This is a genomic window from Paenibacillus sp. PsM32, assembly GCF_030433815.1.
Classification (GTDB): Bacteria; Bacillota; Bacilli; order Paenibacillales; family Paenibacillaceae; genus Saccharibacillus; species Saccharibacillus kyungheensis.
Genome location: NZ_JARUWY010000001.1, coordinates 750737 through 772704, shown reverse-complemented (window position 1 = coordinate 772704; position 21968 = coordinate 750737). Strand labels below are relative to the sequence as shown.

The 21968-nt window shown below is 38.0% G+C and carries 16 protein-coding genes and 2 other annotated features (1 of these 18 cut by a window edge); of the genes, 11 read left to right on the top strand and 5 right to left on the bottom strand.

Annotated features, from left to right (window positions below):
- Positions 1 to 212 (top strand) — a binding site (T-box leader) (it extends 76 nt beyond the left edge of the window).
- A 102-nt stretch (positions 213 to 314) separates the two neighbouring features.
- Positions 315 to 601 (top strand) — a binding site (T-box leader).
- Between the two features lie 92 nt (positions 602 to 693).
- On the top strand, positions 694 to 2298 hold the full coding sequence (locus tag QCD85_RS03615) for a 2-isopropylmalate synthase (RefSeq protein ID WP_301261653.1): 1605 nt from the start codon (positions 694 to 696) through the stop codon (positions 2296 to 2298).
- A gap of 323 nt (positions 2299 to 2621) precedes the next feature.
- Here the strand turns inward: QCD85_RS03615 and QCD85_RS03610 are convergent, their stop codons facing one another.
- A complete protein-coding gene (locus QCD85_RS03610; RefSeq protein ID WP_301261652.1) occupies positions 2622 to 4565 on the bottom strand; it encodes an ABC-F family ATP-binding cassette domain-containing protein in 1944 nt (647 codons plus the stop codon).
- A gap of 246 nt (positions 4566 to 4811) precedes the next feature.
- Here QCD85_RS03610 and QCD85_RS03605 point away from each other — a divergent pair, with 246 nt between their 5' ends.
- The 9 genes from QCD85_RS03605 to groL all read left to right on the top strand — a co-directional run bounded on the left by QCD85_RS03605 (position 4812) and on the right by groL (position 17041).
- Positions 4812 to 5435 carry a 5-formyltetrahydrofolate cyclo-ligase gene (locus QCD85_RS03605; RefSeq protein WP_301261651.1) on the top strand — a complete coding sequence of 208 codons (624 nt, stop codon included), beginning with the start codon at positions 4812 to 4814 and terminating at the stop codon, positions 5433 to 5435.
- A gap of 52 nt (positions 5436 to 5487) precedes the next feature.
- Complete coding sequence (gene moaC / locus QCD85_RS03600) at positions 5488 to 6009, top strand: cyclic pyranopterin monophosphate synthase MoaC (RefSeq protein ID WP_301261650.1); 522 nt, start codon at positions 5488 to 5490, stop codon at positions 6007 to 6009.
- A gap of 121 nt (positions 6010 to 6130) precedes the next feature.
- Entirely contained in the window at positions 6131 to 6628 is a 498-nt protein-coding gene (locus QCD85_RS03595; RefSeq protein WP_204825245.1) for a MogA/MoaB family molybdenum cofactor biosynthesis protein, read from the top strand.
- 173 nt (positions 6629 to 6801) lie between these two features.
- Positions 6802 to 7035 carry a twin-arginine translocase TatA/TatE family subunit gene (gene tatA, locus QCD85_RS03590; protein WP_301261649.1) on the top strand — a complete coding sequence of 78 codons (234 nt, stop codon included), beginning with the start codon at positions 6802 to 6804 and terminating at the stop codon, positions 7033 to 7035.
- Positions 7036 to 7100: 65 nt separating this feature from the next.
- Entirely contained in the window at positions 7101 to 7868 is a 768-nt protein-coding gene (tatC, locus tag QCD85_RS03585) for a twin-arginine translocase subunit TatC (RefSeq protein ID WP_273615271.1), read from the top strand.
- Positions 7869 to 8210: 342 nt separating this feature from the next.
- Positions 8211 to 9380, top strand: a complete 1170-nt coding sequence (locus tag QCD85_RS03580; protein ID WP_273615272.1) for a small-conductance mechanosensitive channel — start codon at positions 8211 to 8213, stop codon at positions 9378 to 9380.
- Entirely contained in the window at positions 9380 to 14743 is a 5364-nt protein-coding gene (locus QCD85_RS03575; protein ID WP_301261648.1) for a diguanylate cyclase, read from the top strand. The genes QCD85_RS03580 and QCD85_RS03575 overlap by 1 nt, the downstream gene beginning before the upstream one ends.
- A 290-nt stretch (positions 14744 to 15033) precedes the next feature.
- Complete coding sequence (groES, locus tag QCD85_RS03570; RefSeq protein ID WP_069326136.1) at positions 15034 to 15315, top strand: co-chaperone GroES; 282 nt, start codon at positions 15034 to 15036, stop codon at positions 15313 to 15315.
- 85 nt (positions 15316 to 15400) lie between these two features.
- A complete protein-coding gene (groL, locus tag QCD85_RS03565; RefSeq protein WP_204825240.1) occupies positions 15401 to 17041 on the top strand; it encodes a chaperonin GroEL in 1641 nt (546 codons plus the stop codon).
- A gap of 166 nt (positions 17042 to 17207) precedes the next feature.
- Here groL and nagA read toward each other — a convergent pair whose 3' ends face one another.
- Positions 17208 to 18347 carry an N-acetylglucosamine-6-phosphate deacetylase gene (nagA, locus tag QCD85_RS03560; protein WP_301261647.1) on the bottom strand — a complete coding sequence of 380 codons (1140 nt, stop codon included), beginning with the start codon at positions 18345 to 18347 and terminating at the stop codon, positions 17208 to 17210.
- A 25-nt stretch (positions 18348 to 18372) separates the two neighbouring features.
- Positions 18373 to 19158 (bottom strand): DeoR/GlpR family DNA-binding transcription regulator, encoded by a 786-nt coding sequence (locus tag QCD85_RS03555; RefSeq protein WP_301261646.1) that lies wholly within the window; start codon positions 19156 to 19158, stop codon positions 18373 to 18375.
- A 280-nt stretch (positions 19159 to 19438) separates the two neighbouring features.
- Here QCD85_RS03555 and cls point away from each other — a divergent pair, with 280 nt between their 5' ends.
- Positions 19439 to 20893, top strand: coding sequence for a cardiolipin synthase (cls, locus tag QCD85_RS03550; protein ID WP_301261645.1), 1455 nt, complete (start codon positions 19439 to 19441; stop codon positions 20891 to 20893).
- Between the two features lie 94 nt (positions 20894 to 20987).
- Here the strand turns inward: cls and QCD85_RS03545 are convergent, their stop codons facing one another.
- Together QCD85_RS03545 and QCD85_RS03540 are read right to left on the bottom strand one after the other, a co-directional pair.
- Positions 20988 to 21593, bottom strand: coding sequence for a hypothetical protein (locus QCD85_RS03545; protein WP_301261644.1), 606 nt, complete (start codon positions 21591 to 21593; stop codon positions 20988 to 20990).
- Between the two features lie 14 nt (positions 21594 to 21607).
- Positions 21608 to 21925 (bottom strand): hypothetical protein, encoded by a 318-nt coding sequence (locus QCD85_RS03540; protein ID WP_273615279.1) that lies wholly within the window; start codon positions 21923 to 21925, stop codon positions 21608 to 21610.
- Positions 21926 to 21968 lie beyond the last annotated feature (43 nt).

Below are 21968 nucleotides of genomic sequence, written 5' to 3'. Positions count from 1 at the left end.
AGGCAGCCCTGAACTCACCCGGGAGCGGAATGATGGAAAGTCTAGCAAGTAGACAGGTACATCATTACGGTTGATCCCCGTCATCGGATACCATTAAACGTGTATTTCATATAATGCATTTTAATGGATAAAGCGGGACGCCGTTTTGAATGATTCTAATCAGCGTCCAATAAGAGTGGTACCGCGAAGGTAGATCAACCGTCGTCTCTTTTACAGAGATGGCGGTTTTTTGGTATTTTCGTAAAAGGATATTATCGCTCTATTGGAATAGATAACGAATGTGAATTCACAAATATGCTTATAATATCATATACACACACGCAAAGAACAGGAGTAGTAAAAAGAAAGCTACCAAAATCAGAGAGTTGCGGGAAGGTGCGACGCAATAAGGTAGGCCGTCTTTTGAACTCGCCTGGGAGCGGAAGTAGGGAACATGATTATTCATGTAATCATCGTACTTACTTACGGGTCATTCCCGTCATCCAATGCTGACAAGTACATATCCTTTTTATCTATGTACATGAACTTGTTCAGATCAAGCGGGAATCAAGACGATTCCAACAAGAGTGGTACCGCGACAGCATAGTCTGGCGTCTCTTACATTAGTGAGAGATGTTAGGCTTTTTTTGTATTCTTTTTTCTTAAAATGTATGTATCAATGTACGCAAAAAACAATTCGGGAGCGTGAATGTGATGAGTCAAATCAATCAGCCAAACTATAAAAAGATTACTATTTTGGATACCACTTTGCGTGATGGAGAACAAGCGCCGGGAGCGACACTACAATGGAATCAGAAAATAACATTGGCAGAACGACTACAAGCATTAGGTGTAGATGTGATAGAACCTGGTTTTCCTATTTCCAGTCCAGGAGAGTTCGAAGCAGTACAGAAAATAGCTAGAACATTTCAGCAATTTGAGATTTGTGGATTTGCACGAGCAGTAAAGATCGATATCGAAGCCGCCGCCAAAGCAACAGAAGATGCTGTTAATCGTAGAATCCACTTATTTTTATCTTCTTCCGATATCCATTTGCAACATCAATTACGCAAAACAAGAGCAGAGACCGTGCAGATTGCACATGATATGGTGTCTTTTGCCAAGCAGTTTACAGATCGTGTGCAATTTACAGCGATGGATGCTTCTCGAACAGCTATTGATGATCTGATAGAAATGGTAGAGGTTGCTATTGCCGCAGGTGCTACTATTATTAATTTGCCTGACACCGTAGGGTATGCTTTACCCGACGAATATGGACAGATGTTTAGAGCGGTTCGCCAAGGAGCACGAGGAGCCAATAATGTTCAATTGAGTGCACACTGTCATAATGATCTAGGATTAGCAGTAGCAAATAGTCTAGCAGCTATTCAAGCAGGCGCAGATCAAGTAGAAGTCACTGTTAATGGAGTCGGTGAACGTACAGGTAACTGTGCATTGGAAGAATTGGTTATGGCAATAGAAACGCGCCGTAATAGTCTGGATGTAACAACGAATATACGCGCAAATGCATTATATGAGATTTCCCATGAGGTTAGTCGAGCGATGAGATTTCCAGTAGCATATAACAAGCCAGTAATCGGTAGAAATGCATTCCGGCACGAATCAGGAATTCATCAGGACGGATTGTTAAAAGATCTATCGACTTATGAAATTATGAGTCCAGAACGATTAGGTATTCCGCGTACTATGATTATATTAGGGAAGCATTCAGGTAGACATGCTCTATCTAATCGTCTAGCACAATATGATATTTATCCTGAAGAACAACAACTTCAGCAATGGTATGAAGATTTTAAAAAATACGCAGATCACAAGCATCATGTGACAGATGAAGAGCTATTAATGTTGACAGGAAATTCAACTGCAATTACGCAGTCTCAACTTTCGATTGCGGATATTCAGTGGAATGCTCATTCAGATGGAACGATAGCCTCCAAAGTTATTCTTAACAGCCATAATCATCAATATACAACTCAATCGAGCGCTATTGGAACGATGCAATCAATTATGAATAGTATTCAACAAGCAATTCAGCAATATATTGAACAAGAGATTATAGAACGTACAGAAGGTGAAATAGAAGGTATACAATTGGAAGATATGGAAATGCAATCGTTCTATACAAACGGAGTAGCATACACAGATGCTGTGGCAACAATCTGTTACCAGAAACAAACATTCCGTGGTACGGCTTCTGGACAAGATTCGTTGCAAACCGCAGCTGTTGCTTTTGTATCTGCATGTAATCAGGCGTTTACAGAAACCGTTAGAATGAAGAGCGATTTGTCAAGATGTTAACAAAGTTATCCACATATCCCCTACAAATTGTGCATAAGTACAAAATAAGTGATTATACGAAGCTTTTTCAAAATCATGAAATAGGGGATATGTTTATCACCTTATTTGCTCAAAATCTGTGGATAATGTGCATAACTCGGTGGATAAATATGGATATGGACAAAAAATAGTATAATAACAGTGAAAAATGACCCTTATGGGTCATTTTTTATAGTGAATAAATCGTTATTTTTGTGGATAACTTTGTTCGTAAACTTTTTTACTTGATTTTAATAAATGTTTTGATCTTTTACAATTCCGTGTACAAGTATTGACAAAATAGCTTATGATTCTACAGCTAATGTCTCCCACTCTTCATAAGCTTGTTCCAAAGACTGTTGCAAATCAGCAATTTCTGCTTGATGTTTTTGCACTTGTTCATAGTCTTGGTAGACTTCAGGTAGCGTCAATTGTTGCTCTAATTCACCGATACGTTCTTCCCAATCTGCAATTTCTTTTTCCAATTGTTCTGTACGGCGTTGACGGTTACGTTCGTCTCGTTTGGCTTGTTTGCTTTCTTCATAAGAGTTAGCAACAGATTCTTCAGTGGTAGCTGTTGAAGTCGAATTATTTTTCGATTGTAGCAACGCATTTTCTGTCGCTATTTCAAGTAATTCTTGCTTTTTGATTAAATAATCATCGAAATTACCCAGATAAGCAGTTAAGCCTTCCGGTCGAAGTTCTAAGATTCGTTCAGCCATTTTATTTAAAAAGTACCGATCATGCGAAATAAATAGTAGTGTGCCTTCATAATCCATCAATGCTGATTCCAATACTTCTTTACTCATCAAATCGAGATGGTTGGTCGGTTCATCCAGAATCAACATATTTGCATCAAGCAACATCAACTTGGTTAAAGACACTCTCGCTTTTTCGCCACCGCTAAGTGCAGATATTTTTTTGAGTACATCTTCACCGCTAAATAAGAAGTTACCTAGCACTGTACGAATACGCACTTCTTCCAGATGGGAGAAACTACTCCATACTTCTTCAAGCACTGTATTATTTGGATTCAGATGACCTTGTTCTTGATCATAATAACCAATTTTTACTTTGGCTCCCCATTCAATCTTGCCTGTATCAGGTTCATGTTCATCAATAAGTGCTTTGAGCATAGTTGTTTTGCCTGTTCCGTTAGGTCCGATAAGTGCAACCATATCTCCACGTCTTAATTCAAATGAAATCGGCTCAAATAGCTTCTGCTTATCTTCATAGGACAACGTAAGCTGATGTACACGCAATACTTCTTTACCAGAGACCACAGAGACACCGAATGAGAAGTTAGCTTTTTTGAGATCACCAGCAGGTCGATCCAATCGATCCATTTTATCGAGTGCTTTACGACGACTTTGAGCACGTTTGGTAGTAGAAGCTCTTACAATATTTTTCTGCACAAAAGCTTCCATACGAGCAATCTCGCCTTGTTGCTTATCGAATTGCTTCATAGCTGTTTCGTATTCAGCAGCTTTGATATCAATATAGCGACTGTAATTACCGGTATAACGTTTGGAACGATGACGTTCGATCTCAACGATCGTTGTAACTAAGCGATCTAGAAAATAACGGTCATGCGATACAACCACTAATGAGCCAGAATAACCGCGTAAATAATCTTCTAGCCATGTTAATGTATCAATATCCAGATGGTTGGTCGGTTCATCCAACATTAATAGATCAGGCGCTTGTAGAAGAATACGGGCTAAAGCAAGTCTTGTTTTCTGACCGCCACTTAACGTATCAATAGTAGTATCTTGGGAAAAGTCACCAAAACCCATACCATGTAGAATACTACGAATACGAGTATCCATTTCATATCCACCTTGTTCGCGGAACCATTCCGAGCGTTCAGCATAGCGGGCAAGTAGATCGGCATATCCTTTATCATCTTCCATCATAGCAGGATCAGCAATCTGCTGTTCCATGGTCCGTAATTCTTGTTCGGTATCAATCAAGTTCGCATACACAGAACGCATTTCTTCACCGATCGTACTCCCGTGATGCAATCCGCTATTTTGCGCTAGATAACCAAGCGTCATCTCTTTGTTGCGGAAAATCTGTCCACTATCGTAAGACATTTCACCAGCAATAATTTTGAGCAACGTGGATTTGCCTGCGCCATTTACTCCGACAAGACCGATCCGTTCTCTTTCTTCGACTTGTAGATTTAAGCCTTCCAAAATAGGGGTGATTCCATATCGTTTTGTAATTCCATTTGCTTGCAGTAACATTGACTTATCGAGCCTCCACATCATCTATATAATGGACAATCATATATTTGTATAAAAAGAGTTATTGTATTTAGTTTACATGAAAGGATGTTAATTTGCACCGTATGATCATTTTTAATAGAAGGTGAAGTTGGTTTTTGGAAAGAAGAATGATACACTGTCACTATCGGGATTTTTGCGAAATTTGCAATGGTCATTCAGGCTTATTATTCCTATGACAGCCTGGTCTGTATTAGGAGGTAAACGATGGAAATGATCTCAAATAAACAACGTTTACGACAAGAATTAAAGCGTAAGCGTATGGCTTTAACTCCTGAACAACGAATACAAGAATCAGCAGACATTTGTGCTGCTGCTGCATCATATATGAATCAACTGCGTCAACAGAAAAAGAAATCTGCGTTAACTATATTTACTTACCTAGCATATCGAGATGAACCGGATACGATGCCATTATTACATCAATGCTGGCAAGCAGGAGATACTGTACTTGCTCCACGAATTGATGCAAAGCAAGATGCACTATTTCATGTATACCCAATTACAGGTGTTCATGATATCGAACCGGGTGCTTATGGTATTCCTGAACCAAGACATCATTTGTCTGCATTACCAGAATCGCAATGGGATCAGATTGATCTTATGCTTGTACCGGGACTTGGTTATGATCGACAAGGTGGACGGATCGGTTACGGTGGCGGATATTATGATCGTTTTATGTCCAGATTACAGCAATATTCATCTGATTTGCCTGTATGCGGAGCGTTTGTTTTTGGCACGCAAATCACGGAAAAGATTCCTATGGAATCGCATGATTTCCGTATCGACGTGCTGTTTATGGCGTCTGAATATGTGATAATCGATAAATAGAAATAGTAGATAGTATCAATACCAGTAAAGATCGTAGGCGGGATGAATATACATGACTGATAACCACAATCAAGAGTATGAAGGATTACCAACACCGACAGGGAAATTGACTCATTTTAATGAGCAAGGTCGTGCCCGAATGGTTGATATTTCAGATAAAGAAAGTACATCACGTACAGCTATAGCGGTAACAACAGTGAAGATGCTTCCGACGACATTGTCTGCGATCAAAGCAGGACAAATTGGTAAAGGAGATGTACTCGCTGTAGCACAGGTAGCTGGTATTCAAGCGGCTAAACGTACATCCGATTGGATTCCAATGTGTCATCCGTTGCCATTGACCGGTGTAAATATTATGTTTGACGATAACGGTCATGATGAACTTCAGATCAAAGTACAAGTCAAAACAGAAGGCAAAACCGGCGTCGAAATGGAAGCTTTGACAGCAGCATCAGCGGTTGCTTTAACCGTATATGATATGTGTAAAGCATTACAAAAAGATATGGTGATTGGGCCAACGATGTTGTGGTCGAAAAGCGGCGGAAAAAGTGGAGATTTTAAAAGAGAAGAATAGAAGTCATCCATATGTAGCATTTAGCCGAATATTATAGAGTAAGAATAGTGATCCACCTGAACACATGAAAATAGTTGTAATCGATAGATGAATATGCCAGATAGACGGGGAGGGTGAGAGCATGGTTTGGAGAACAGCTATTCTTACAGCCAGTGACAAAGGTGCACGAGGAGAAAGAGAAGACACCAGTGCACAAGTCATTCGCGAATTAATTGAAGAAGAGTTAGGTGGAGAAATTGTTGAATACCGGGTCGTGCCTGATGAGCCTGATGAGATCATTGCTGCATTGATTGAAATGACAGAGTACTTCAATGCTGATTTGGTATTAACCACAGGAGGAACAGAACTAGCTCAGCGTGATGTAACCCCTGAAGCCACACGTCGTGTCATTCAACGCGAAGTACCCGGTATGGCAGAAGCGATGCGAGCTACAGTAATGAAAAAGAATCGTTCGGCAATGCTATTTCGCGGGATCTGTGGTATTCGTGAACGTAGTCTGATTGTGAACTTGCCAGGCACTCCCAAAGGTGTACACGAGCATCTAGCAGCGATTATGGATCAATTACCTGAAGCGTTGTTAATGATTACCGGACAGTACAGCAATACCGATGAGCGTTGAGACTGATGAAGTGTATACAGCAGAGTGATTGATGTTCCACAATTTTTTTGCTTAAAGAATTGTGCTTTTTTGTCGTTAACTTATAATAGGGCTAAAGATGAAGTGTACATTTCGATATGCTATGATGAAACAGACAAAGCACGCTTTGTCTCATGAATAAGGAGGAATACCGAATGCTAACTAGTATAGGACCTACTGGATTTATATTGTTGATTGTATTGGCGCTTATTTTATTTGGTCCGAACAAATTACCTGAATTAGGACGTGCAGTAGGACGAACTTTCCGTGAATTTAAGGAAGGTACACGCGATATGATGAAAGATGAAGATACAACATCTAAGACTCGTACCGACTCGATCCAGTCCGCAGAAGTGATTCCACCTGCTCAACCAGAAGATAAACGTTAAAGAATGTAGACGATTCCGAATCCCTTCCCTACGGAAGGGATTTTCTTTTGAGATAGGAGGAACATATGGATAATCCTGAAAAGCAGATGTCTTTGATCGAACATATAGGAGAGTTACGGCGTAGATTGATTGTTATTATTGCTGTATTGTTTCTAGGAATGATTTTGGGACTATTTGTAGCTCAACCGATTTATCAGTATTTAGTAGCCGCAGAGACCGCAAGAAATCTCGTATTTCATGTATTCTCATTTTGGGATGGTATCGGATTGTATATGAAAATTGCAATGGTAGTTGCTTTGTTGCTAACTCTACCAGTGACGGTATATCAGATATGGGCATTTGTAAGTCCGGGACTTTTAGATAAAGAACGCCGAGCAGCATTACGTTATGTTCCTTTTGTATTTATGATGTTTTTGTTAGGCGTTCTATTTGCCTATTATGTTGTATTTCCAATGGCGCTGACGTTTACATCCAATGTGACTCGGAATATGGGACTTGCTGAAACGTATGGAGTGGTACAATACTTTACGTTTATGTCCAATATCGTGTTTCCTGTAGCGGCTCTGTTTGAATTGCCTATCTTAATTATGTTTTTGACGACTTTACGTATTTTGAATCCAGCACTTTTGCGGAAATTACGAAAAATTGCTTATCTTGTACTCGTATTTATAGCTATTGTGATTACCCCACCGGATTTTGTATCGGATATTTTAGTTGCTATTCCATTGTTATTTTTATATGAGTTAAGTGTTATTTTGTCAGGGATCGTTTATCGTAAACAACAACGTTTAGATGCTATAAGGCTCGATGAAGAACTGCAAAAGTACGACTAACTTCAACTCAACAAGTGATATTAAGATATCAATCAAAAGAAAAGAGCATTTTTGCAATAGCGTTGATCTGACAAATCAGACAAAGCTAGTCAAAATGCTCTTTTTTAATGTGCATTTTTCTAAAAAAATCACTATCTTTTTTGAAGAGCAACTATTATAAATAGAAGAGAGAAAATAGAAATTATTCTTGAATATAGAAAGGAAAACAAAATAATCGTCAAAATATGACAAATACTGCAAAAAAGCATAGATAAAGCAAAAAAGAGCGCCTTTTGTTCAGTATTTGTACAGAGTGGTTGTACTAAAATGGTAAGGGAAGGAACGAAAAAGGGGATAAATATCATGAAAAAAATATCGTTTTTATTGACTACATTTGCGTTGATTTTTATTTTGCCATTACTGGGGAGTCTGGCAAAATGGGACGGATTACCTCCGGGATACGGAGTATTTCCTGTACAGAATAATGTACAAGATCCTGGATTTAACTTAATCTATTTTATAGGAGCATGTGTGATCGCTGCTTTTATACTTGCTTTTTTGTTATTTCCACGTTTGTTTGGATTTAAAAAAGAGAAAACGGTACGTGTTGTCCGATCAAAAGTAGCTTTTCCGATCTGGTTCTGGGCTGCTTTTCCAATATTATTGATCTGTTGGTTTATTATATGGTCTCGCGCAGGATTTGTAAGTTTACTTGAACCGTATACTTTTGTACCATTATGGTGGGCATTTATTTTAATTTTGGATGGTATCGTATACAAAAGAAATAACGGGGTTTCTCTTTTATCCAGCAAGCTATACATAATGCAGTTGCTGGCAATTGTTTCTTGTTTTAGTTGGTTTGCGTTTGAATATTTGAACTTTTTTGTTATGGAAAATTGGTATTATCCAAATAAAGATGTATTTTCGAACTTTGGTAATATTTTTTGGTTTGCATTGTCGTATACTACTGTATTACCAGCGATTATCGAATGGTATTTATTGCTGCAGACGTTTCCAGCTTTGAAAAAGAGGTACAGCAATGGACCTAAAATTCATTTGAACAAACCATTGCTTATAGGGTTCTATATCGTAGGGTTGATCCTTGCTTTTGCGATGGGATATTTCCCGTTCGAGTTGTTTTTTGTATTATGGGTGGCATTGGTGCCTATGTTATCAGCAGCTATGGGATTAATCGGCTTTTGGACACCATTTACATCGATTAAGAATGGTAATTGGTCGCCCCTTCTGTTAATAGCGATTGCTACCGTAGCGAATGGTTTCTTCTGGGAAATGTGGAACTTTGGTAGTGAATGGTTTAATCAGGGGATTCCAGTCAATCCGAATTATTGGAAATATTCTGTTCCTTATTTAGATAAAATTCATATCTTTTCAGAAATGCCTATTCTGGGCTATTTCGGTTATTTATTCTTTGGTGTCAATTGTTGGGTTATTTGGCTAACAGGTGCATATGTATTTAAATTTGATCCTAATTTTGAAATTGTAGGAACAGGGGATAAAGCGAGGGAACACTAATGATATGGAAAGATCAAAAATATACAGTGATTGAAGAGATCGCCGATCATGGAAGTAAGGCGATCTATCGTTGCATTGATAATCTTTCCGGACAAACAGTTATTGCCAAGGTTCTAGGAGCCAAAGCATCCACATATGAAGCAGTGATGCGTATTAAAAAAGAATACAAAATGCTATCCGAACTGAAAGGTGCAGTAGACGGTGTAATCCAACCGATTCAACTTGAAGAACGCGGTGGTTTTTTTGTACTTACTTTGGAAGATATCGATGGGCAATCGCTACGCAATATAATCCGGGATGAGCCGTTAGAAATATCAACGATTTTGCGCTTAGCGATCAAAATTGTTGATATTGTTGGACGTATCCATGAACAGCAGATTATTCACAAAGACCTCAAACCTGCTAATTTAATCTGGAATCGTGAAAGCGATCAGATTCAAATTATCGACTTTGATCTATCTGTCAAACTCACCAATGAAAAGCAAGAATTTCAAAATGCAGGCGTGATGGAAGGAACATTATCATACATTTCACCTGAACAAACAGGACGGATTAATCGTAATATCGATTACCGTTCTGACTTTTATTCTCTAGGTGTTGTATTGTACGAGATGGTTACCGGACAAAAGCCACATCCTGCTGAGTCAGTTGTAGAACAGATCTATGCGATTATAGCCAAAAAGCCAATCTCACCGTATGAACTTTCAAATGGTGAAATCGCTCGTCCATTATCGGATATCATTATGAAGCTGTTAGAAAAATCACCAGAGGATCGTTATCGCAGTGCCTACGGGATCAAAGCGGATCTTAGAAAATGCTATGATCCTCAAGCTGATTTTCAGATCGGGCATGAAGACCGTTTAAGTCTATTTCATATTCCACAACGATTGCATGGACGTGATGAAGAGTTAAGTAAAATGAAACGCATTTTGACCGAAGGGATTCAAGAGCGAGTTCAATTGGCATTAGTATCTGGAGAAGCAGGAATAGGTAAAACTTCTTTTGTAAATGAGCTACACAGCTTTATTTCACAAGAACGTGGTTATTTTATTCAAGGAAAATTCGAACAGTATAATAAAAATATTCCGTATAGTGCTATTATTCAAGCTTTTCGTACATTGCTGGTGCAGTATCTCAAAGGACTGCCTGAAGAAAAGCAACAACTACAGCATTCTCTGCGTAATTGTCTGGGTAACAATGCAGGTGTTATCACCAAATGGTTGCCTGAATTAGAGCAAATACTCGGTATACAGCCGATGCTAGAACCACTCAATCCTACAGAAGAAAACAATCGCTTTTTCTTATCATTTATACGTTTTCTTGAAGGTTTAACCGCAGGACAACGACCATTAGTTTTATTTCTAGATGATCTACAATGGGCAGATGTATCCAGTATTCAATTGGTAGGACGATTGATGGAAAGTAGCAGTCTCAAAAAGCTATTTATTATCGGTTCGTATCGTGCTAATGAAGTCAATCCTGGTCATCCGTTAGCGACAGCGTTGCAGGAGATAGAAGCACAGGCAATGGTGCATCATATTGAATTGACTTCGTTATCTGCACTGCATGTACAACATCTGATCGAAGATACATTAGGTACAACAACAGCGACCATTATTGAGCCTTTACGCGACAATATCTATCACCAGACCAAAGGGAATCCATTTTTTATCCATGAAATTCTAAAAGATTTGTACAAAAATAAAGCGATCTTTTTTGATGATCAATTAGGCACATGGAATCTGAATCAGGCGCAAGTTACACAGATGACGATGAATGAAGATCTGATTGATTATCTGATTAGTAAAATGCAAACATTGCCTGTACACATGCAACATATTCTTGGATTAGCTGCTGCTATTGGTCGTAGTTTTGATTGGCAAATTCTTCATCTGGTCAGCGATGCCACCCCTACAGTGATCATAGAGTCTTTAACCCAGGCAGTTCAAGACGATATTATTACACCTCTGCATTCCAATTATCAAATGCTAAGCAGTGTAGAAGAAGTAAGTATCGAATTGAAGCAGTTAGATGTTCCATTTGCATTCGGACATGATAAGCTTCAGCAAGCGTTGTATCAAATGCTAGATCCACAGAGTCGTCAAAGTCTACATCTGCAGATCGGATGGTTATTGTTAGATCACTGGTCAATCGATAAAGTGCGTGAAAATAGTATGGATATCGCAGGGCATTTGAACAAAGGAATATCGTTAGTTCAATCGACTCAAGAGCGTGAGCGAATTATTCAGATCAATCTTCGAGCTGCCAAGCGTGCAAAAGAAGCATTTGGTTATGAGATTGCATGCCAGTTTCTTGAAATGGCGTTAAGTCTTTTGGATACGGACAGTTGGACAACAGATTATCAGACTACATTTGACCTGTATTATCTGTATAGCGAATGTTCTTATCTTGTTCATCAACTGGATTCGGCAGATCAAGCCAGTCTTATACTAATTAATCATGTACAGACAGCGCTCGAACTCGCTACCATCTATGAAATGCAGTCTAACCATTATATGTATCTTGGGATGATGAAAGAAGCGATAGATGCTGGTAAATTAGGTCTGGCGAGTCTTGGTATGTCTGTGCCGACCAAACTGAATATGGCGATTGTAGGCAAAGAGATTATACGTGTCAAACTCAAGCTTCGTGGTAAAACAACTCATCAATTATTGCATGGCCCTGAAGTGCAAGATGAGAAAATCAAATTAGTGATGCGCTTGTTAGTAAGTTTTATTCCGCCTGCTTTTATTTCAGGAGAACAGACACTATTTGCATGGGCTGTTTTGAAAAAAACGTATCTATCGATCCAATATGGAAATGGACCTGAATCAGCAGGTGCTTATATCGGATATGCGATGTTATTATCGGGTATGGGCGATCTCAAAGGTGCAAAAGATTATGGCAAACTGGCGATCGATATTAATGAGAAGTTCAATGATCTACAATGGCGTAGCCTTGTTAAAGTGTTATATACCTTATTTTGCTACAGTTGGAGTCATGAGTGGGAATTGTTAGAAGAACAGTATAGTCAAGCGATTGATTCTAGTATACTGTCTGGTGATATGTTGTATCTGGCACATGCTTGTTATTATATCAATCTCTGGAATCCAGCACTTGAAATTGAAAAGTATCTGCAAGAAAGCGATCAGATGATATCTATGATCGAAAATACCAAATACAAAGAAGCGCTAGCAACCGCCCATCTATCACGTCAGAAGTTTCGCGTACTTGCCGGAGAATTGAAGCAGACCGATTCATTTGACGATGATTCTTTTAGCGAACAAGCGTATTTGGAGCAGTTGACGGCTGCCAATTATTACTCGGGAATTGCTATTTATTATATTAACAAAATCCAGATTGCTTTTATTTTTGAAAATTATCGGCAAGCGCTGGAATATATCGATAAAGCATACAAAGTCGTTGGGACACTGGCAGGTTCAACATTTTTGGAAGAGTTCTCGTTTTATACGTTTATGAATATTGCAGCTTGTTATGATGAGCTAAGCGTAGGAGAGAAGCAGACTGCCCGTCTACGTATGCGCAAAGAGTACCGAAGAATGAAAAAATGGGCAATTCATTTTCCTCATAACTTTTTAACCCAGCAACATATGATGAAAGCTGAATGGTTACGGATCAATCGCAAATACAAAGAAGCAGAAAAATATTATCATCTTGCGTTATCCTCTAGTGGACATGGTAATTTTACGCGTTACAAAGCGATAGCAAGCGAACAAATTGCCCGTTTCTACAAATCTAGAACGTTAAATGAATTGGCGGCTTATTTTTTCAAGCAAGCTTCTTATTATTATTCGGTCTGGGGTGCCAAAGCCAAAGTAGAACATCTGGAAAAGCAGTATCAAGACTTGATGTATCATGTGCAGTGGATTCCATCGCATACAGAGACTACACTCACTTCTTCCACCGATAATATCGATATTCATTTGTTATTCAAAGCATCACAGATGATCTCCAAAGAAATTGATCTTGATCAACTGCTACAAAAAATCATGGAAGTTGTGATTATGAATGCAGGTGCAGAACGCGGTTGTATGATTATGCAATCGAATTTTTCACTGTGGGTAGAAGGGGAGTACAATCATGCAGGCAATAAAATGGATATTGTCTTGCACCATGATCAAGACCGAGAACAACATCATCATTTCCCGTGGGAAATCATTGATTATGTCGCCCACAGTGGACAAACGTTGCTTCATAGCGATGCTCGCTCTGGAATCGGACTAGCGGCGTATTCGTATATTACAGAACATCAACCTAAATCTGTATTATGTATGCCGTTATACAATCAGAACAAATTGATTGCTATTATTTATCTGGAAAATAATTTGATGACAGGTGCATTCACCAATGAGCGCCTAAAAATGATTAATTTATTATCTAGAGATATGGTCTATTCTATAGAAAATGCTAGTCTTTATGCCAATATGGAGAGCCTGGTGGCAGAACGCACAGAAGAATTGGCAATCAAAAATGAAGAACTAAGTAAATACTTTAACATTGTAGATAAAAATGTAATTATCGTTCAAACGAATCTGCTGGGTGAAATTACGATGGTCAGCGAAGAATTCTGTCTTATGACCGGGTATGCACGCGAAGAATTGATCGGTACCAAGCACCATTTCTTATATTCTAAAGATCGCCGCGAAGGTTCTTATGATATCTTTGTGATGAATGAAGAAAATACATGGAATGGCGAATTGATCCAACCGAAAAAAGATAAAAGTCTGTTATGGTTAGCTATGATTATCGAGCCTATTTTGAATCATAATCAGATTATCGGGTATACGTTTATCGGTCATAATATTACAGACAAAAAGAAAATTGAACGTATCTCGATTATAGATGATCTAACAGGTTTGTATAATCGTCGCCACTTTAACGATCGTATTGTGCACAAAATCTTAAAAGCAGCTAAAGAGCAAAAAGGGCTTGCTTTTATGTTGTTAGATATCGATCATTACAAAAAGTACAACGATACGTATGGTCATTATGAAGGTGACCATGTATTACGAATGATCGGTTCTACACTAACAGCTCAGATGCGCAAAAGAACAGATATGGCTTTTCGTCTGGGCGGGGAAGAATTTGCTATTTTGCATATTAGTACAGGCATTGAAGAAGCTCATGAATTTGCTGAATCATTGCGTGCTTGTATCGAAGAATTGCGTATTCCTCATAATCAAAATGATGCCAGCCCGTATATTACTGTTTCGGTAGGTCTGGCGGTTGTGACCGCGGTAGATGATGAACTGACTGAAGAAAAGATTTATCGACTGGCAGATGAAGCGTTATATCGTTCCAAAACCAAAGGTAGAAACTGCGTTACAATCAACGTTTTATAAAGCAAAAGAAATCAATGTGAAGATATCCAAATCATGTTGATTTCTTTTTTTATAACCAGAATGATGTTTTATTCCCTGGGATTGGGTAATTGTAAGAGTGATTGTATGGTGCGTTATTTCTTATTTTGAACCGAACTTTTATAAATTTACACAAAGAGACTTGAAATTATCGCTCAAGTTGAGTATCATAAAGTTGGTTGTTAGCACTGAAAGGTGTCGAGTGCTAATTACATAAATAACAACCATCACATGAAACAAATCAATATATTATTTTAAGGAGGCTATTTTTCATGATCAAACCTTTAGGTGAACGTGTATTGGTAGAAGCGATCGAACAGGAACAAACAACTTCATTTGGTATTGTCCTTCCAGACTCTGCTAAAGAAAAGCCGCAAGAAGGCAAAATTATTGCTGTAGGTAGCGGTCAATTAAAAGATGGAGTGCGTATTCCTTTGGAAGTAAAAGAAGGCGATCGTGTCCTTTTCTCCAAATATGCTGGAACAGAGATTAAATTCGAAGGTAAAGAATATTTGATTATGAAAGAAAGCGATATTCACGCTATTCTATCTTAATACCAACGAATATACATTTACACAGTCGGCATACGCCGGTCTGTCATTATAATGATTTTAAAATATCAAGGAGGTAACTATTCTTATGGCTAAAGAAATTAAATTCAGTGAAGATGCTCGTCGCGCAATGCTTCGTGGTGTAGATGCTCTTGCAAATGCGGTAAAAGTTACATTGGGACCTAAAGGACGTAACGTTGTTCTTGAGAAAAAATTCGGTAGCCCATTGATCACAAATGATGGTGTAACGATTGCAAAAGAAATCGAACTAGAAGATGCTTTCGAAAACATGGGAGCTCAATTAGTAAAAGAAGTTGCTACTAAAACAAACGATGTTGCTGGTGATGGTACAACAACAGCTACTGTTTTGGCTCAAGCGATGATTCGTGAAGGTCTTAAAAACGTAACTGCTGGTGCTAACCCTATGGTTATCCGTAAAGGGATTGAAAAAGCTGTTCGTGCTGCTGTTCAAGAATTGCAAAGCATTTCTAGACATGTGGAAGACAAACAGTCTATCGCTCAAGTAGCATCTATTTCTGCGGCTGACGAAGAAGTAGGTCAATTGATCGCTGAAGCTATGGAAAAAGTAGGTAAAGACGGTGTTATCACTGTTGAAGAATCTCGTGGATTCGCTACTGAACTTGAAGTCGTAGAAGGTATGCAATTCGACCGCGGATATCTTTCTCCATACATGATTACAGATACAGATAAAATGGAAGCTGTTCTAGAAAATCCATATATCTTGATCACAGACAAAAAAATCACAAACACACAAGAAATCTTGCCATTGCTTGAAAAAGTAGTACAACAAAGCAAACCATTGGTATTGGTTGCTGAAGATATCGAAGGCGAAGCATTAGCTATGCTTGTTGTAAATAAATTGCGTGGTACATTCAATGCTGTAGCTGTTAAAGCTCCAGGATTCGGTGACCGTCGTAAAGCTATGTTGCAAGATATCGCTGCTCTTACAGGTGGTCAAGTGATCACTGAAGAATTGGGTCTAGACCTAAAAACAGCAACAATCGAGCAATTGGGTACAGCACGCCAAGTACGTGTAACAAAAGAAAACACAATCATCGTAGACGGTTTTGGAGACAAAGCGGATATCGATGCTCGTGTGAACCAAATTCGTTCCCAACTGGAAGAAACAACTTCCGAGTTCGACAAAGAGAAATTGCAAGAGCGTCTAGCTAAATTAGCTGGTGGCGTTGCAGTCATCAAAGTCGGTGCAGCAACAGAAACAGAATTGAAAGAGCGCAAACTACGCATCGAAGATGCTTTGAACGCAACTCGCGCTGCGGTTGAAGAAGGTATCGTATCTGGTGGTGGTACAGCGCTTGTGAACGTATATGCAGCAGTATCTGCTGTACAAGTGACAGGCGACGAGCAAACAGGCGTAAACATCGTACTACGTGCTCTTGAAGAGCCTATCCGCACAATCGCTGCGAATGCTGGACAAGAAGGTTCTGTAATCGTTGAGCGTCTGAAAAAAGAAGTAGTTGGTATTGGTTACAATGCAGCTACAGGCGAATGGGTAAACATGTTCGAAGCGGGTATCGTTGACCCGGCGAAAGTAACTCGTTCTGCACTACAAAATGCAGCTTCTGTAGCAGCTATGTTCTTAACAACAGAAGCAGTTATCGCTGACAAACCAGAACCTGCTGGCGCTGGTGGCGCTCCTGATATGAGCGGTATGGGTGGCATGGGGGGAATGGGCGGAATGATGTAATAAGATTCTTTTGAATCTTTTATATCATCCAACTATTCTTTCAAAAAAAGAGGTTGTCTACAGGTTTTAATACCTGCGGGCAACCTCTTTTTATTATTTATACCTATTATTTCTATTAAATATATCATATGTTCTGCACGATTTAGAGCAATAAAGTGGAATACTATTATAATATTTGACCATCGATCATAGTCCATTGTACTTGAAAGTCATCATCCAGTAGCACTAAATCTGCATCCATGCCTACTGCAATGTTTCCTTTTTGCTGTAGACCCAGAATACGTGCTGGCGTAGTGGATGCCATCTGTACAGCATCTGTCAAAGAAATTCCTGTTTCAACCGTATACCGAAGTGCTTCATTCATCGTAACTGTACTTGAAGCTAGTGTTCCATCATGTAATCTAGCCACGCCATTGGTTACCGTTACATGGTGACCTCCAAACAGATAATCTCCGTCTCCCATACCCATCGCTTGTAAAGCATCTGTGATCAAAACGATACCTTCAGCACCTTTTGAACGATGCATTAATCGAATAATAGCAGGATGCAAGTGAATATGGTCTACAATCGCTTGAAGGCTAACATGTTCTTCTTCAAAAGCAGCTACCACTATTCCTGGATCACGATGATGGATCGGTCGCATCCCGTTAAAACAATGTGTAACATGACTTGCACCAGCTTCAAACGCTTTTTTGGCCTCTTCGTAAGTCGCATCCGAATGAGCAATAGATATAATAACACCTTGTTCTTTGAGAAATGAGATTAGTTCCATCCCTCCCGGTAACTCTGGAGCAATCGTCACCATTTTAATCAGAGAATCGGCTTCTTTAAAGATCATCTTCATTTCTTCTAGATCAGGATGACGCAAATACTTTTCATTTTGCATACCTTTACGTATTGGATTTAAATAAGGCCCTTCTAAGTGAATACCTGCGATCTTAGCGCCTACTTCATGACCGACGACACGTTTCACACTGTCGATCATCGCTAAAAGATCTTCAATCGTAGAACTGACAGAAGTAGCAAGAAACGAGGTACATCCTGTAGAAGCACATATACGAGACACTTCTTGTATACTTTCTTCACGACCATCCATCATATCAAAACCATTGGCTCCATGAATATGAACATCGATCATGCCAGGGATTAACCGATGTCCTTTACAATCGATTTTTTGATATTCTCCATGTATAGAAATAGGGGCTATATCCATCTTTACAATTTTTCCATTTTGGATTCCTACATGAACAAGGGTTAAAGTTTCATTTGGAAGTACCAGTTCTACATTTTGCAAAATAGTATACATAGATATATCATCCTTATGATATGACTTAGTCATTATAATCTATTCCATGTTCATCCTCTTGATAAGTAATAACCGTAATATTATTATGACTAAGTATTTCTTTTAATGGGTTAGGAACAGGCTGATTCGTAATTAAAATATCTACATGATCAAAATCTAATCGATAAAATGATTTACTTGTAAATTTAGTATGATCTACTACTACAATGACTTGATCTGATCTTCTAGCTATTTCCTGCTTCACCCGGGCATCTTCTTCATAAGAGTAGTAAATACCATCTGAACCGATAGCTACAGCCCCAATAAAAGCTTTATCTGCGCGAATCTGACTAAGTTTATCAAGAATAGAAGGACCAAATAAAGAACGGTTTTTTACATTCAAATAACCACCAAGCAAATAAATTTGCATATCTTCTCGATCTGATAAGATACCTACATTATCAATAGAGTGAGTAATAACGGTAAGATGTTGAGCTTTAATTTGTTCTGCGACAAATTGTACAGTCGTGGATACATCCAAAATAATCGTTTCATGATCTTGAATAAGTTGAGCGCCTAACATTCCAATGTTTCTTTTAGGTTCGGCTTCATCAATCAGGCGATCTTGATAAGATAATATTTCTTTTTTTAATTGAGGTAATGATACTCCTCCATGAGTACGGATAACGACTCCTTCTTGCACTAATCTAACAATATCTCTACGAGCTGTATCTTTGGATATTTCAAATTCAGTACATATTTCAGCTACGCTCATCGATTGATGCTGTTTTAAATATTCTAGTATTTTCAATAATCGTTCTTCTTGATACATTATAATCACCTCATTTAAGTAATATTATGTTTTTATTTAATGATATTCAAGTATTATTTTAAAATAATTAATGATTTATAAGTATTTTGGATGTGCTAATATGATAAAGTACATCAATGTTTAACATAATAGTGTAATTATGATGTAACAATGTAATATTTATTTGTGATTCATGACTTGAAGCTTTAAACTAACTATATTAGGATTATACATTCATACAAAGACGTGTTATTACGTTAATAGATGAAGTAAAAGTGACTTTATAAGAAGGGACGTACATATGGAATATGGAAATGTAGTCACACTAATCGTTTCAATCGTTACCGTCATTAATATTGCGTTGTCGATCGGATTTCTGTTTTTTGAGAAAAGAGATGCTGGCTATACATGGGCTTGGTTGATGATTCTCTTTTTTATTCCGATTGTCGGTTTTCTGGTATATATCTTTCTGGGGCGTAATCTTAAAAAGAAAAATTTCTACGGGCTTTCTGCGGAAGAACGCGGATTTGTACAAGCTGAAGTCGATAAGCAGTTACTCACACTGCAAGATAAGCAGTCTCATGAATTTCCGATACCTTCCAAATATGATGAATTAGTCACACTCAATCTTAGATCAACCAATGCTTTATTATCGAATGACAATGAGATCGTTATTTTCGACGATGGTCATGTTAAGTTCGATGCTTTGTTCCAAGATATTCAATCAGCTACTCAAGAAATCAATATCCAATATTATATTATTCAACCCGATGTACTTGGCAAAAGATTAAGAGATGCTTTAACTCAAAAAGCTAAAGAAGGTGTAAAAGTAAGATTACTTTATGATGAAGTAGGTTCTAAGAAAATCTCAGGTTCCTTTTTTAAAGAGCTACGGTTAGCGGGTGGAGAAGTGGAAGTATTTTTCCCTTCCTTTTTCAAATTAATCAACTTCCGTATTAACAATAGAAATCATCGCAAACTGTGCATTATTGATGGAACGATTGCGTATATTGGTGGATTCAATGTCGGCGATGAATATCTTGGGTTAGATCAAAAATTTGGTTATTGGAGAGACACCCATTTTAGAATAGAAGGCGATTCAGTTAACCATATTCAAGGCAGATTTATTCTAGATTGGCATCAAGCTCGCAAAGAACAAAAAGAAGATTATCATGAATTTGAATACCGTTCTGAAAAGCATCATGGTCACAGTATGATCCAGATCGTGTCCAGTGGACCTAACTCGGAGACAGAACATCTCAAAAATATGTATATCAAGCTGATTTTATCGGCTAAAAAGAATGTCTATATTCAGACTCCTTATTTTATTCCAGATGCGAGTTTTATGGATGCGTGTAAAATTGCTCTTATCTCAGGGATTGATCTGCAAATTATGATCCCTAACAAACCAGATCATCCGTTTGTCTATTGGGCAACATGGGCACATGTAGGGACATTACTGGATTATGGAGCTAAAATTCTGTTGTATGAAAAAGGATTTTTACATGCTAAAACGATTGTGGTGGATGAAGAAGTGGCTTCTGTAGGAACGATGAATATTGATTCTCGTAGCTTTAGGTTGAACTTTGAGATTAATGCGATTGTGTACGATGAGCAGATCGCGAAGCAACTCCATGATTTATTTGATCAAGACAGTCTAGTGAGCAGTGAACTTACATTAGAGCGTTACCAGAATAGATCATGGATCATCAAGTTTAAAGAAGGTATTTCCAGGTTGCTTTCACCTATTCTGTAAAAAATAACAATCAAGTGTAGATAATTAATATTGTTTGTATAACAAAAAAGCAATCTCTAGATAACCTCTAGAAATTGCTTTTATTTGCTTATAATTAATTTTTTTGGATAGTAGAAACAGTTAATAATACAGCATTCGTTGTTCCGCCACCAACATTCTCAAAAGAATAAGATGCTGTAGGCACACCTCTCATCGTAACATTATCTCCATCAAGTATGTCACCTGTAGAACCTTTATAAATGCCTACAATAGAATTATCATTTTCATCAGAGATGTGAATCGTTGCAACTGTACCATAAGCGGTTTCTTGTTCTTGAACTTGTATAATATCACCAGTAAGTGAAACCATAGTGTCTAAATAAGGATTGATATTTTTAAAAAGGTGTTTTGAAGTAATAGTAGAATCAACTTCAGCTTTAGCTAACTTTTTGTCAGCAGCAGTAGTTGCAGGAAATAGGTTAGAATTGTCTACAATATAGTTATAGGTAGAATCATCCAGAGCACCATCTTCTACCACATTAGGTACAACTTCAGTCATCATATCAGCTGTTACTGTTTCAGCAGAGTTTGTTGCTTGTTCAGTAGTTACTTCATTATTGGCAGTAGTTACTTTATCACTCAACGTAAATGATTCAATCATTTGTTCAATCATTATCTTTTTTATATTAGATATTACAAAAACAAGCGCACCCCAATACATGGAGTGCGCTTGTTTTATACAGATCGTATCGCTTCTATTAACTTAGAGCAATGAGGGGGAAGAGCGATTTCAGGAATCGTTGCTGAATACGTAAGATGAATGTTATGGATTTCAAAAATGATTCTAGCCGTTTCATTTAAGTAATAAATATATTTATAAGGAGTATCTTCTTCATCATGATGAGTGGAGCAGTACAATAGAACTTTATCTTGATGAGTGGTTTGATGACCTGCTTCTAATAACGCAAGTTGTTCTTTTTGGATTAACTGATTCAACGTCTCTTGAATATAACTAGAATATTTTTCTTCTCTAACCATATAAAATTTAGACATAATATCAGCTCCTTTCATACTATAACTATTCTATCATAGGCTA